We start from the raw sequence: 13195 nt of genomic DNA on the forward strand, positions 1-13195 counted from the left end.
GCGACAGGTGCGACAGGTGTAGCAACTTGCGACAGTGGTCGTGAGCGCAACGAGGGCGGGAGGATGGCGATGGATGCGGAGGCACTCCTGTCTGCGCGGCGGCTCTCCTTCGCGAGCCCGCGGGATGTTCCGCCCCCGATCCTCAGGTCCTGGCTCCGCTGCGCCGAGGCTGGGCTCGACAGTGCCGCGCGTCCCACCGTCGAGCCGATGCCGGACGACGTCCTGCGACAGGTGGTGGAACGCAATGAGGAGCTTCGTCGTCTTTGTCGCTCCGAGATCGAGGCGCTGCACGCCGATGCCAGGGCTACTGGCGGGATCGCCATCCTGACCGATGCCGAGGGCGTCATCCTCGACAGCCTCGGCAATGCCGATTTCGCCGCCCGAGCCACGCAGGTGGCCCTGCGCCCCGGCGTCCCATGGTCCGAAGCGATGACGGGCACCAATGCCATCGGCACGGCGCTGATCGAACGTCGTGCCGTCGAAGTGCACGGTCCGGAACATTATTTCCAGGGGCATCACATCCTGAGCTGCGCGGCGATGCCGATCCTCGATCCGCGCGGCGGGCTGAAGGGGGTGCTCGACCTCTCGAGCCCGGCCTCCCGGCATCCGTCCCATGCCCTCGGCCTGCTTCGGCTCGCAGTCGATGGCATCGAGCATCGGGCTTTCGACCAGGGCTTCCGAGGCTGCGAGGTCGTGCGGCTCCATGCCGATCCCGCTCTCGTCGGCACGCCGCGAGAGGGCGTGCTGGTGTTCGACGGGCGGCGCCTCGTGGCGGCCAACCGCCACGGATTGCGGCTCCTCGACCTCGACTGGGGCAGCCTCGACCACCTCGCTCTCTCCGCCCTGTTTCCCGATGCCATCCGGATCGACGAGGCAGCGACGCTGCGAGATCGGGCAGGGCGCAGCTTCCATGTCCGGATCGAGCGCGAGCGAGCGGCGCTTACGCGGGTGCCTCAGCGGACGGAGCCGCCGGCACCGGCCCGCGTCGTCCCCGCACCCAAGGTCGTCTTCTCTGAGGAAACCAGTACGGCCGTAAGCCGGTCAGCGCGGCTGATCGATGCCGGCGTCTCGGTCCTCGTCCAGGGCGAGACCGGAACCGGCAAGGAGGTTTTCGCCAGAGCCGCCCACGCTGCCAGCGCCCGCGCAGGCCGGCCCTTCGTGGCGGTCAATTGCGCCGCGCTTCCGGAGAGCCTCATCGAGGCCGAACTCTTCGGCTACGAGGCCGGCGCCTTCACCGGCGCCCGCAAGGCCGGGGCCAAGGGGCTACTGCGCGAAGCCGAGGGCGGCCTGCTCTTCCTCGACGAGATCGGCGACATGCCGCTCAGCCTGCAGTCGCGCCTTCTGCGCGTCCTGCAGGAGCGGGAGGTGATCCCCGTGGGCGCGAGCCGCCCGGTCGCCCTCAATGTCGCGGTGATCTGCGCCACGCACCGGTCATTGCCCAGTCTCGTCGAGACGGGGGCGTTCCGTGCCGACCTGTATTTCCGCATTGCCGGGTACACCGTCGCGCTGCCGGCCCTGCGCGAGAACGGCGACCGCCTCGGCCTCGTCAGGACACTCTGGCATGGCCTTGCGCCGGGCGACGTCAAGCTCTCGGAGGATTGCGAGGCGCAACTCGCGGCCTGCGATTGGCCAGGCAATTTCCGCCAGCTCGTCGGCACGCTGCGCGCCTTGCGTGCCCTAGCCGAGCCCGGCGAGACCCTTACCGCACACGCACTCCCGGCGGATCTGCGGCTTCCCCCGCGTCAGGCTGCCAAGCCGGCGAGGGGCGAGCTCGACGTGATCGCGAGGGAGGCAATGCGGGCGGCGCTCGCGGCCTCTGGCGGCAACGTCTCGCAGGCGGCGCGGCGCCTCGGCATCAGCCGCAGCACCCTCTACCGGCGCTGCCTCTCGGCCGGCATCGGCGAGACCTGACCCCGGTCTGTGAGATCCCGCGGCGTCAGCTTGGCGATCCGCCGGCGAAGTGAGTCGTTGTCGAGGCGCGGGCCACTGCTCTCCCCGCCCCGGTCCGACAACAGCGCACCCGTGGCGCGTCCGTCCGGCTCGATGTCGAAGGTGATGCGGGTTCCGCCAACGGTCACGAAGGTCCGATCGCTTTCCGGCTCGAGGGCGAGCCGCGGCTTGCCCGGAAGCGTCAGGAAGAGGTGTCCGCCTCGCTGCGTCACGGCGGCGACGCGGCGCGGATCGAGCCGGTAAAAGCCGACGTAGCGGGCGAGCGCCGGCACCGCGATCCTCACGTTCTGCGCGGGATCCGCGATGCCGAAATAGAGGGCGCCGAGGGCACGTGAGATCGTCTGGGCAGGTGCAGTCTCGGTATTGGCGAGGACCACGATGGTCAGCCCGAGATCGGGATAGGTGTCCTTGATCGCGGTGAACCCGTCGATGAAGCCGCCATGCGACCAGAGCCGGTGGCCGAAGGCTGTTCCGAGATAGAACCCGTAGCCGTAGCCATAGCCGTCGTCGCGGGTCATCGCCGCTAGGGAGGCGGCGGAGACGACTTTCCCGGAGAGCAACGCCCGGTCCCAGGCGACGAGATCGTCGACAGTCGAGACGAGCCCGCCCGCGCCCGCCGTCGATCCGACGGAGATCGGGGCGGCGTTGCGCCATTCGCCACCCGCACGGCGATAGCCGGTAGCGCGTCGCGGCAGGATGCGGCCGGGATCCGCATCGGCCGTCGACGAGAGGCGGAGCGGAGCGAAGATCGCCTCCTCCACATGCTGGGCAAAACGCTTGCCCGTCACCCGCTCGATCACGAGGGCGAGGAGGATGTAGCCGGTATTGCTGTATTCCTGGCTTGTACCAGGGGGGAACAGCAGCGCCTCGCGCTCCAACCGCGCCACCATCGCCCGCGGGGTTGCCTCGATCCGCGACAGGACCCCGGGATAGTCCGGTAGCGCCGTGATGTTGGGGAGGCCCGAGGTGTGGTCGAGAAGCATCTTGAGAGTCATCGGCGACCAACTTGGCGGCAGGTCGGTGACGTAGCGGGAGGCGGAGGCGTCGAGATCCAGCAGTCCCGCTTCCGCGAGCCTGAGGATGGCGGAAGCGGTGATCTGCTTCGTCAGCGAGGCGATGCGGAAGCGCGTCTCGGGTGTGTTGGCGGTGCCCCATTCACGATTGGCGAGACCATAGGCGCGGCGGAGCAGCGGCTTTCCGTCCTCGGCCACGATCACGGCGCCCGAGATGATGCCGTCGGCCGCGTAGCCGGCGATAAGCGCCTCTGCTCTTTGAGTGAAATCCGCGGGAGATTCGGCTTCGGCAGGGCCGACTGCCACGACGATGATGATGCCGAGGAAGAGTGCGCCGACGCACCTGCCGGGGCGTGATCGCGGCGCGAGAGGATCCGTCATGCTTGCGGCCGGATTAGATGATCGGGGTCGCGCGCAATGGTCGAAGTGTGCGTTGGACGCTCCTTCCCTGTGCACTTCGGCTTGTCCAAGGATTCTCGCATTTTGATCCTCCCGGCGGCTCAACAGGATCGCGGGCCCGTTCCTGCCGTTGCAACGGACATTCCTGACGAGAGCCAGGCGGCGATGCTCACGCCGGCTCCCTCGGGTCCGCTCTGGAGCGGTCCCGGCTTCGGCGAGTTCGTCGGCATCATCGCGCTGATGATGGCGGTCACCGCGATGTCGATCGACAACCTCCTGCCCGCCTTTCCGGCGATGCAGGCGCATTTCGGCGTGACGGATCCGAACCGGCTCCAACTCCTCGTCTACATCTACATGATCGGTTTCGGCGTGGCCCAGATCGGCTACGGCCCCCTCTCGGATACCTATGGCCGGCGGCCGGTCCTGATCGCGAGCCTCGCGATCTACACGGCCGGATGCGGCCTCGCGATGATCGCTCCGAGTTTCGAGTGGCTGCTTGCGGCGCGGGTCGTCCAGGGGATCGGCGCGGCCGGCGGGCGCGTCCTCTCCACCGCCATCGTCCGTGACCGCTTCGCCGGGCGCGAGATGGCGAGCGTGATGTCGCTGATCATGATGGTGTTCCTGATCGTGCCGATGATCGCCCCTGCCATCGGCGGATTCATGCTGCTTCTGGGCTCCTGGCACTACGTCTTCGTCTCGATGCTGGCACTCGCCGGCATCCTCGTCATTTGGTTCTCATGGCGGATGCCCGAGACGCTCCACCCGCAATACAGGCGCCCGTTCTCGCTCAAGGCCGTCGCCCAGGCCGTGCGCATCACCCTGAACACCCGCGTCGCCGTCGGCTACGCCACGGCTCTCGGCCTCCTCACCGGCTGCATCATGGGCTATGTCGGCTCAGCCCAGCAGGTCTTCGATACCGGCCTCTATCACCTCGGCGCGCTGTTCCCGCTCGCCTTCGGCCTGGTCGCCGGAGCCATGGGGGCGGCGACCCTCATCAACTCGCGGATCGTGCGGCGGCTCGGCATGCGCACCCTCTCGCATGCGGGCCTCAGCCTGTTCGTCCTCGTCGGACTCGCGCAGGTCGTGCTTGGCCTCGCCTACCAGGGCAAGCCGCCTTTGGCGCTGTTCCTCCTAGCCTTGAGCTGCAACCAATTCCTGATCAGCTTCGCCATGCCGAACTTCAACGCGCTGGCGCTGCAGCCGCTCGGCGAGATCGCCGGCACCGCCTCGTCGTTCCTCGGCTTCTACACCACGATCCTCGGCGCCTTCTGCGGCTTCCTGATCGGTCACGCCTTCGACGGCAGCGTGCTGCCGATCGGCATCGGCTATGCGGGGCTGGGAGCCCTGGCGCTGGCGGTGGTGGCGTGGACGGAGCGGGGGCGGCTGTTTCGCGGGGGTGTGGCGGGGTGAGAAATTCAAAGCCCTGCCCTTGTCCTCCACCTCTGAATGTAATGAAGAGAAAAATCAACCCACAGGTGTGTAATAGGCGCTTATGCTTTAGACCGCTCTGATGTGAAAGCGGAAGCCAGGACATGACGTCCTCACGGACTGAGCAGACCAAGCTTCTTGCCAATGCCCTCGATCGTGCCTCGACAGCTTGTTTCACGGTCGGCATTGCGACGCCTGTCGCGGGATACGTCTACACCGTCAGCAACTTTCGCGCCTTGGCGAGCGCGACGGAACTGGCTTTGGGCGTTCTCGTTTGGTTTTTGGGGTGTGTCGGACTACATCTAGCCGCTCGTCGCGTCTTGCGAGATCTCGATCGATGACCGCTTCCTACTTGCCCGCCTTCGTCGTGACTCCGATCGCGGCGGTCACCTTGGGCTGGGCCGCCGTGTTCCTTCACGAGCGTTCGCTGAGATCCGAGCGTCAGCACCATCCGGGCGAGTGAGGCGGCTTTAACACCGTCTTCAATCCGATCGGTCCACGCTCCGTTTGTTCTCATGACGGACGGAGACTGAACGTGATCGCTCGCAGCCACGACGTCCTGCTTCTCGCCTCGAGGCTGCTGCTGGCCGCAGCGCTCCTTCCCACGGGCGTGGCGCGCGCCCTCAATGTCTCAGGTTTCGCCCTGACCCTGGCCGGGGCAGGCCTGCCGATGCCCAACCTCGTTGCGACTCTGGCGGTCATCGTCCAGGTCTTCGGGCCGCTCGCACTCGTCGTCGGCGTATTGCCGCGCCTCAGCGGCCTCGCGCTCGCCGGCTTCGCCGCGGTAATGGCGGTGCTGTTGCATCCGTTCTGGCACTTCACCGGCTCGGCCGGCCTGACCGAGCGCGCGCTCTTCCTCGCCGATCTCGGCCTTGCCGGGGGCTTCCTGATCTACGCTCTCGCCGGTCCCGGCGCCTGGAGCTGGCAAGGCTGGCGTCGGGGCGAGGCGGCTTTCGCCAAAGCAGCTCCCAGGAAGAGCGCGGCTTCCGGCCGGAGCGATCCGCGGCCAAAACGGCAGGCTCAAAGGAAGCCCGCCCGCGCCGCAGCCTGAATCAGACACCCTTGCTCGCGAGGCCCTGACCGGACACCTCCGAACCCGCATCGGGCGAGAGCCGCAGGAAGACGAGGAACGAGGTCGCCGAGATCAGCGCCACGGCGACGAAGGCCGGCCAGAAATCAGCGGCTGCGATCGTGGTCCGCCCATCCCAGCCCGCGGCTGATTCGAGAGCGAGCGCGCCGATCGAGACTCCGAGACTCAGCGACAATTGCTGGGCGACGCTGGCGAGGCTCGTGGCGGCGCTCATGTCGCGGGTTTCGACATCGGCATAGGCCAAGGCGTTGACGCACGTGAACTGGAGTGAGCGGACGCACCCCCCGACGAGCAGGATCACGACGATGAGCCAATGCGGCGTCGAGGCCGTAAACAGGCCGTTGATCGCGAGGAAGGCCGAGGCGAGGAGCGCGTTGACGAGCATCACCCGGCGAAAGCCGTAGGCGCGAAGAATGCGCGGCCCGATCAGCTTGATCAGCATCGCCCCGGCGGCGGCCGCGAAGGTGAGGAGCCCCGACTGGAGGGCGTCGAGTCCGAACCCGACCTGGAACAGAAGCGGCAGCAGGAACGGGATCGCCCCGGTTCCGATGCGAAACAGGCTGCCTCCGGTCACGGAGGCGCGGAAGGTCGGATAGCGCAGGAGGTCGAGTCGGATCACCGGATGGGCGATCCTGCGCGAATGGCGCAGGTACGAAACCAGAAGCACGATGCCGGCGCCGAGACATCCCCATGAGACGCCTTCCGGCAGGAGGTGACGCCCGTTCGAGGCGAGCCCAAGCATCAAAAGGGCAAGGCCCAGGCCGGAGAGAAGAAAGCCGACCACGTCGAGCGGCGGATGGCTCTCCTCTTTGAGGTTCTCGAAATAGATCGTCGAGAACACGATCCCGGCGATCCCGATTGGGATGTTGATGAAGAAGATCCAGCGCCAGTCGAGGCTGGTGGTGATCAGGCCGCCGAGCGGCGGACCCATGATGGGGCCGATCAGAGCCGGAATGGTGAGATAGGCCAGCGCGCTGACGAGTTCTGACTTCGGCACGCTGCGCAGGATGACGAGGCGCCCCACCGGCACCATCATGGCGCCGCCGAGACCCTGGAGGAACCTCGCGGCGACGAAACCCATCAGCGAACTCGAGGCCGCGCAGGCGAGCGACCCCGCCATGAACACGGCCAGTGCCGCGCGGAAGATTGTGCGCGCCCCGTAGCGGTCCGCCATCCAGCCGCTGATGGGGATGAAGATCGCGAGGCTGACGAGATAGGCGGTGAGTGCGAGCTTCAGGGCGATCGGATCCTCGCCGAGACTCGCGGCAATGGACGGCAGCGCCGTGGCGATCACCGTGGAATCGGTGTTCTCCATGAACAGGGCCGTGGCGACGACGAGAGGGACGATCTGGGAGCGGCGCATCGGGCTGGATAAGGGAACGTCGAGGGGCGTGGTTGCATCGCGGCGGGGCATCTTCGCCAGCGGAAGAACCGAGGCGCGCCTCTATCTCATTCGCGGGTCCAATTGACCAACATCGTCGGATGAGATTGCAAACCGGGACGTGCCCGCGTTTCGTTGCCCCACGGCCACAGGAGGCAGATGGCGGAGGCCTCGGGGTAGCGCATGCTCTTTCCGGACCGGCACGGCATAGCTACATTGTTTCCACAGGCTGGCGAACCGCCCGGCACGTCGCCACGTGCAACAGTCCAGCCGAGCGCTCACCCTTCGGCGAAAGTGTCTGAATACCTTCACCAATTGACCGTTTGGGAACTCTCTCCAAGCTGGCGTCTGGCATCGGCGTCCTGGCCCTGGTGGCTGGATGCGGCACGATCCTTCTCAACGAAACCGGCTCGCTGACGCGCTACGATCGGCTGACCGCGAGTTCGGAGACGACCACGCGCGCCAAGCTCTATGTCGATCCGGCCGCGCTCGCGGCGGCCCGCACGGTCCGGATCGTTCCGACCGTGTTTCCCCAGGCCATCGCCGGCCCGAACCTCAATGACGAGGAGCGGCGCCTGATTGCGAACGCGGCCGACCGCGCCCTCTGCTACGAGCTTTCGCTCCGCTACGACGTCGTTTCGACGAAGAAGGCGGATCTGACGGTGCGCGCAATGGTGACCCGCTTCAGCGATACCGACGTGCCGGCGGCGGGCGCGACGCTGGCGACCTCGGCCGGAATCAGCATCGCCTCCCAGCTTGGGGTCGGCTTCGCCTCCACGGTCGGTCGTGTTCCGATCCCCCGAGTGCCGATCGGCCTTGGCACCCTCACGGTGGAGGCCGAGGCTCTCGACCGGCGCCGCGAGCAGCGCGCCGCCATGGTCTGGGGCGGGGCGGCCAATGCCTTCACCAATCAGGCGCGGCTGTCCCCGGCCAGCGATGCCTACGATCTTGCCGGCGAGTTCGGCCAGGATTTCGGCGGCTTCGTCGCTACGGGTGTCGATCCGTTCAAGGCACCTTACGCGATTCCGAACTACAACCGCGTCCGCATCACCGTCCTCGGCGAGCGTCCTCTCGATCCGGATTGCGAGCGCTTTGGACGGGCACCCGGCATCGACGGCATCATCGGCGACTATCTCGGTCTGCCGCCGGACTGGACCGACAAGGGTGCTCGTCCCGTCGTGAACTGAGCGGCGGGCGACTGAACAGGACGCATGGGGGATCTGCGGGAGCCGTTTTCCACGCGCTCCCGGCATTCCCGCCTTTGCACCCTTCCCGGCCGCATGATATCGCCCCGTGCCAACTCATTCACGCGTCCCTGATTTTCGGGGCGGTGTCGCTCATCCTCACGGGAGTTGGTTCATGGCCCGCATCACAGCTCAGTCGATCACCGAGGGCCTGACCTTCGACGATGTCCTTCTGCGACCGGCGGCTTCCTCGGTCATGCCGACGGATGTCAACGTGGCGACCCGGCTGACGCGGGCGATCCACCTCAATCTGCCGATCCTGGCTTCGGCCATGGATACCGTCACCGAGGCGCCGATGGCGATCGCCATGGCGCAGAACGGCGGCATGGGCGTGATCCACCGCAACCTCGAGCCGGATGAGCAGGCCGAGCAGGTCCGCCTCGTCAAGAAGTACGAGTCGGGGATGGTGCTCAACCCCATCACCATCCACCCGGACGAGACCCTAGCCGACGCCTTCAGCCTGATGAAGAAGAACCGCATCTCCGGCATCCCGGTGGTGGAGCGCGGCCCCAACGGCTCGCGCGGCAAGCTCGTCGGCATCCTGACGAACCGCGACGTGCGCTTCGCGACGAATGCCACCCAGACCGTCGCCGAGTTGATGACCCGCGAACGTCTCATCACCGTGCGGGAGGGCGTGAACCAGGAAGAGGCCAAGCGCCTTCTCCACCAGTTCCGCATCGAGAAACTGCTCGTCGTCGACGACCATTACCGCTGCATCGGCCTGATCACCGTCAAGGACATCGAGAAGCAGGTCGCCTATCCGGGCGCGGTCAAGGACGAACAGGGCCGCCTCCGGGTCGCTGCCGCAACCACGACCGGCGATGGTGGATTCGAGCGGGCCGAGCGCCTGATCGATGCCGGTTGCGATGTCATCGTGGTCGACACCGCCCACGGCCATTCCATCAAGGTGCTCGACGCCGTACGCCGGGTGAAGCAGCTTTCGAACGCCGTGCAGGTGGTGGCAGGCAATGTCGCGACACGCGACGGCGCCCAGGCGCTGATCGATGCCGGCGCGGACGCGATCAAGGTCGGGATCGGGCCCGGCTCGATCTGCACCACCCGCATCGTCGCCGGCGTCGGCGTGCCCCAGCTCACCGCGCTCATGGAGGCGCTTGAGGCGGCCGACCAGGCCGGCGTGCCGGTGATCGCCGATGGCGGCATCAAGTATTCCGGCGACCTCGCCAAGGCGATCGCGGCGGGCGCCTCGGTGGCGATGCTCGGCTCGCTGCTGGCGGGCACCGACGAGGCCCCGGGCGAGGTGTTCCTGCACCAGGGCCGCTCCTACAAGAGCTATCGCGGCATGGGCTCGGTCGGCGCCATGGCGCGCGGCTCTGCCGACCGCTACTTTCAGGCCGAGGTTAGCGACACCCACAAGCTCGTTCCCGAGGGCATCGAGGGGCAAGTGCCCTACAAGGGCCCGGTCGCGGCGGTGCTGCACCAGCTCGCCGGCGGCCTCCGTGCCGCCATGGGCTATGTCGGCGCGCCGACGATCCCAGAGTTCCAGGAAAAGGCGCAGTTCGTCCGCATCACCAATGCCGGCCTGCGCGAGAGCCACGTCCATGACGTGACGATCACCCGGGAGAGCCCGAACTATCCTGGGCGGGCATGACCCGGATATGAGTGTCCAAGCCGTCCTCGCCCCCGTCTTCGTTCAGGTCGCGCTCGTCTTCGCCCTTCTGTTCTGGATGGGGCGCGTGCGCTTTGCGGAGGTCGGGGCCGGCCGCGTCAAGATCGGCGACATCGCGCTCGGGCAGCGCAACTGGCCAATCCGCGCCCAGCAGGCGGCGAATGCGTTTTCGAACCAGTTCGAGCTGCCGGTTCTGTTCTTCGCGCTGGTGCCGCTCGCGCTCTTCACCAAGAAGGCCGACCTGCTGTTCGTCATTCTCGCTTGGATTTTCGTGGCGACCCGCCTCGTCCATGCGGGAATCACGGTGACCTCGAACCATGTTCCGAACCGATTCCGCGCCTATGCCGCGGGAGCCCTCGTGCTGCTGATCATGTGGATCATCTTCGCAATCCGCATCTTCGCGGCCCCGGTCGGTATCTGACGCGCGGGCCTGGCAACAACGCCAACTTCTCCGTTAGAGGAGGCACGGACCAAAGTTCGAGGAACCTTGCCTATGCGCGTGCTCGTCGTCGGCGCCGGTGCCACCGGTGGATATTTCGGGGCGCGGCTGGCGGAAGCCGGGCGCGACATCACCTTCCTGGTCCGGCCCGCCCGTGCCGAGACGCTGGCGGCCGAAGGCCTGAAGGTGAAGAGCCCCATCGGCGACATCCACATCCCGGCCCCGAAGACGCTGACGGCAGCCGACCTCGCGGCGGGTAAGGGCGAAGGCTTCGACCTCGTCCTCCTGAGCTGCAAGGCCTACGACCTCGACAGCGCCCTCGACGACGTGGCGCCTGCGGTGGGGCCAAGCACAGCCGTGCTGCCGATCCTGAACGGTCTTCGCCATCTCGACGTCCTCGACACCCGGTTCGGCGCCGAGCGGGTCCTCGGCGGCTCCTGCGCCATCGTGTCGACGCTTGGTCCGGCGGGGGAGGTCCGGCAGATGAACGAGCTCCATACCCTCACCTACGGCGAGCGGGACGGCTCGCGTTCGGAGCGCATCCTGGCGGTGGAAGCACTGATGGAGGGTGTGCGTTTCCAGCCCAAGCTGAGCGAGACCATCCTGATCGAGATGTGGGAGAAGTGGGTCTTCCTGGCGACGCTCGCCGGCTCGACCTGCCTGATGCGCGCCACGATCGGGGACATCGTCGCCGCTCCGGGCGGCCTCGCCTTCATCAACGGCCTCTACGACGAGTGCATCGCCATCGCGGCCGCGTCCGGCCAGACGCCTCGGGAAAAGCCAGTCCGTAACGGCCGCGGCATCCTCACGGCGGAAGGCTCGGCCTTCACCGCCTCGATGCTGCGCGATATCGAGGGCCGCGCGCGGATCGAGGCCGATCACATCGTCGGCGATCTCATCGCCCGCTCGCCGGACGAGTCGGCCTGCCCCCTGTTGAGGCAGGCCTATACCCATCTCAAGGCCTACGAGAACCGTCGGGGGCGCGAGCAGGCCTGAGGGTCACGCCTCAGCGGCGCGGGCCGGGCGAGCCGTATTCGAGGCCGGTCTTGGCGTCGACCTTCGGCGGGGGCGGGGTCAGGTCGACGGCGGGGGCGGTGGCGCAGGCAGCGAGCGCGGTCAGGACGATGCTCGCGACGGTAAGTTTGACGGCGGACGGCATGGTAAGTTCGACGCTCCGGGAAATCATAGGCGGAAAATGCCTTCGGCATGGCCGCACATCGCGTCGGCCGAGCAAGAAGCGTAGGCTCGGCTTTTGGCATAAGCGTGGCCGTATCGCGGCAGAGACCGCTCAATCGAGGATGTTCCGCTGACCCCTTCCGCCCGTTTGTCCGCCGCCATCGAGGTTCTCGCGGATATTGCCGATCGCCGCCGCCCGGCCGCCGACGCCCTCAAGGATTGGGGCCTCGGCCATCGCTTCGCGGGATCGGGCGACCGCGCCGCCATCGCAAGCCTCGTCTACGATGCCCTTCGCCGCCGTGCCTCGGCCGCCTGGATCATGGGAGCCGACACGCCGCGCGCCGTGATTATCGGTATGCTGCGCCTCCAGCACGGTCTCGCCGAGCCGACGATCGCCGAACTCTTCTCCGGCGAGCGATTCGCCCCCGAGAAGCTGACGGAGGACGAGCGCCGTCATCTCACCGAGGGCTCACTGGCCGAGGCACCGCCTGCCATTGCCGGCGACGTGCCGGAATGGGTGCTGCCGTCCCTGGACGCAATCTTCGGCGCCGATTGCCTCGCCGAGTTGAAGGCACTCGGCCGCCGGGCGCCTCTCGATATCCGTATCAACACGCTGCAGCGCAGCCGCGACGAGGCCCTCACGGGCCTGGCGCATCTCGGCGCGGAGCCGACCCCGCACGCGCCTCACGGGCTTCGCATTCCCCTCGGGCCGGACGGGCGCGGGCCGGCCCTTCACGTCGAGCCGGAATTCCTCGACGGCTGGTATGAGATCCAGGACGAGGGCTCGCAGCTCGCGGGCCTGCTCTGCGGGGCGAAATCCAGCGAGACCATCGTCGATCTCTGCGCCGGTGGCGGCGGCAAGACTCTGGCGCTGGCCGCCGCGATGGAAAATTCCGGCCGGCTCATCGCCAGCGACGACGATCCGCGCCGCCTTGCGCCGATCCACGAGCGCCTGCGCCGGGCCGGTGCGGTTGCCGAGGTGAGGACGCCGCGCGCCGGCCGCGCCAGGGCCGACGTGCTCGGCGACCTCGACGGAACGGTCGACCGCGTCCTCGTCGATGCGCCCTGCACCGGCTCCGGCACCTGGCGCCGCAACCCGGACGCCAAGTGGCGCCTGCGCCCGAACGCCCTCTCCGCCCGCATTCAGGAGCAGGCCGCTGTCCTCGACCGCGCCGCCCGGTTGGTGCGGCCGGGCGGGCGCATCACCTATGTGACCTGTTCGCTGTTTCCCGAGGAGAATGATGCGGCCGTGGCAAGCTTCCTCGGCCGCCACGGCGAACACTTCGCCTCGATCCCGGCCGAGGAGGTCGCCGCCTCCCTCGACGGGGGCCTGAAACCCGTCTTGCGGTTCACGCAAGCAGGAATGCAGATGAGCCCCGCGCTCACCGGCACCGACGGTTTCTACGTCGCTACGTTGGAGCGCGTGCGCTGATCCTCGGAGCAGTGAA

Annotated in this window: 12 protein-coding genes; 9 read left to right on the forward strand and 3 right to left on the reverse strand. The window is 67.6% G+C overall.

The window, feature by feature from the left end; translation table 11 throughout:
• Window positions 1-69 precede the first annotated feature (69 nt).
• Entirely contained in the window at window positions 70-1911 is a 1842-nt protein-coding gene (locus K2Y56_RS19450) for a sigma-54-dependent Fis family transcriptional regulator (RefSeq protein ID WP_292511480.1), read from the forward strand.
• On the opposite strand, the gene K2Y56_RS19455 is transcribed toward K2Y56_RS19450, so the two are convergent.
• A complete protein-coding gene (locus K2Y56_RS19455) occupies window positions 1872-3344 on the reverse strand; it encodes a serine hydrolase (protein ID WP_292511366.1) in 1473 nt (490 codons plus the stop codon). The genes K2Y56_RS19450 and K2Y56_RS19455 overlap by 40 nt on opposite strands.
• A 261-nt stretch (window positions 3345-3605) precedes the next feature.
• Between K2Y56_RS19455 and K2Y56_RS19460 the strand changes: the two genes are divergently transcribed.
• The 3 genes from K2Y56_RS19460 (at window position 3606) to K2Y56_RS19470 (ending at window position 5841) form a co-directional block, all read left to right on the forward strand.
• Window positions 3606-4772 carry a multidrug effflux MFS transporter gene (locus K2Y56_RS19460; RefSeq protein WP_366849154.1) on the forward strand — a complete coding sequence of 389 codons (1167 nt, stop codon included), beginning with the start codon at window positions 3606-3608 and terminating at the stop codon, window positions 4770-4772.
• Window positions 4773-5127: 355 nt separating this feature from the next.
• Complete coding sequence (locus K2Y56_RS19465) at window positions 5128-5253, forward strand: hypothetical protein (RefSeq protein WP_292511372.1); 126 nt, start codon at window positions 5128-5130, stop codon at window positions 5251-5253.
• 72 nt (window positions 5254-5325) lie between these two features.
• Complete coding sequence (locus tag K2Y56_RS19470; protein ID WP_292511375.1) at window positions 5326-5841, forward strand: DoxX family protein; 516 nt, start codon at window positions 5326-5328, stop codon at window positions 5839-5841.
• A gap of 1 nt (window position 5842) precedes the next feature.
• Here K2Y56_RS19470 and K2Y56_RS19475 read toward each other — a convergent pair whose 3' ends face one another.
• On the reverse strand, window positions 5843-7243 hold the full coding sequence (locus K2Y56_RS19475) for an MFS transporter (protein ID WP_292511484.1): 1401 nt from the start codon (window positions 7241-7243) through the stop codon (window positions 5843-5845).
• 341 nt (window positions 7244-7584) lie between these two features.
• Here K2Y56_RS19475 and K2Y56_RS19480 point away from each other — a divergent pair, with 341 nt between their 5' ends.
• The 4 genes from K2Y56_RS19480 to panE all read left to right on the forward strand — a co-directional run bounded on the left by K2Y56_RS19480 (window position 7585) and on the right by panE (window position 11567).
• Window positions 7585-8448, forward strand: a complete 864-nt coding sequence (locus K2Y56_RS19480; protein ID WP_292511378.1) for a DUF3313 domain-containing protein — start codon at window positions 7585-7587, stop codon at window positions 8446-8448.
• 172 nt (window positions 8449-8620) lie between these two features.
• Entirely contained in the window at window positions 8621-10114 is a 1494-nt protein-coding gene (guaB, locus tag K2Y56_RS19485) for an IMP dehydrogenase (RefSeq protein WP_292511381.1), read from the forward strand.
• A gap of 7 nt (window positions 10115-10121) precedes the next feature.
• On the forward strand, window positions 10122-10553 hold the full coding sequence (locus K2Y56_RS19490) for an MAPEG family protein (RefSeq protein WP_292511384.1): 432 nt from the start codon (window positions 10122-10124) through the stop codon (window positions 10551-10553).
• 72 nt (window positions 10554-10625) lie between these two features.
• Window positions 10626-11567, forward strand: coding sequence for a 2-dehydropantoate 2-reductase (gene panE, locus K2Y56_RS19495; RefSeq protein ID WP_292511387.1), 942 nt, complete (start codon window positions 10626-10628; stop codon window positions 11565-11567).
• 10 nt (window positions 11568-11577) lie between these two features.
• Here the strand turns inward: panE and K2Y56_RS19500 are convergent, their stop codons facing one another.
• Window positions 11578-11730 (reverse strand): hypothetical protein, encoded by a 153-nt coding sequence (locus tag K2Y56_RS19500; protein WP_292511389.1) that lies wholly within the window; start codon window positions 11728-11730, stop codon window positions 11578-11580.
• A gap of 147 nt (window positions 11731-11877) precedes the next feature.
• On the opposite strand from K2Y56_RS19500, the gene K2Y56_RS19505 reads away from it, so the two are divergent.
• Window positions 11878-13179, forward strand: a complete 1302-nt coding sequence (locus K2Y56_RS19505; RefSeq protein ID WP_292511487.1) for an RsmB/NOP family class I SAM-dependent RNA methyltransferase — start codon at window positions 11878-11880, stop codon at window positions 13177-13179.
• The last annotated feature ends 16 nt before the right edge of the window (window positions 13180-13195 follow it).

The organism is Methylobacterium sp., from assembly GCF_019745455.1.
In the GTDB taxonomy this organism is placed as follows: domain Bacteria; phylum Pseudomonadota; class Alphaproteobacteria; order Rhizobiales; family Beijerinckiaceae; genus Methylobacterium.

Excerpts from the sequence above, each read along its gene's own strand:
- K2Y56_RS19450 (WP_292511480.1), top strand. The coding sequence starts at position 70 with ATGGATGCGGAGGCACTCCTGTCTGCGCGGCGGCTCTCCTTCGCGAGC.
- K2Y56_RS19455 (WP_292511366.1), bottom strand. The coding sequence starts at position 3,344 with ATGACGGATCCTCTCGCGCCGCGATCACGCCCCGGCAGGTGCGTCGGC.
- K2Y56_RS19460 (WP_366849154.1), top strand. The coding sequence starts at position 3,606 with ATGGCGGTCACCGCGATGTCGATCGACAACCTCCTGCCCGCCTTTCCG.
- K2Y56_RS19465 (WP_292511372.1), top strand. The coding sequence starts at position 5,128 with ATGACCGCTTCCTACTTGCCCGCCTTCGTCGTGACTCCGATCGCGGCG.
- K2Y56_RS19475 (WP_292511484.1), bottom strand. The coding sequence starts at position 7,243 with ATGCGCCGCTCCCAGATCGTCCCTCTCGTCGTCGCCACGGCCCTGTTC.
- guaB (WP_292511381.1), top strand. The coding sequence starts at position 8,621 with ATGGCCCGCATCACAGCTCAGTCGATCACCGAGGGCCTGACCTTCGAC.
- K2Y56_RS19490 (WP_292511384.1), top strand. The coding sequence starts at position 10,122 with ATGAGTGTCCAAGCCGTCCTCGCCCCCGTCTTCGTTCAGGTCGCGCTC.
- panE (WP_292511387.1), top strand. The coding sequence starts at position 10,626 with ATGCGCGTGCTCGTCGTCGGCGCCGGTGCCACCGGTGGATATTTCGGG.
- K2Y56_RS19500 (WP_292511389.1), bottom strand. The coding sequence starts at position 11,730 with ATGCCGTCCGCCGTCAAACTTACCGTCGCGAGCATCGTCCTGACCGCG.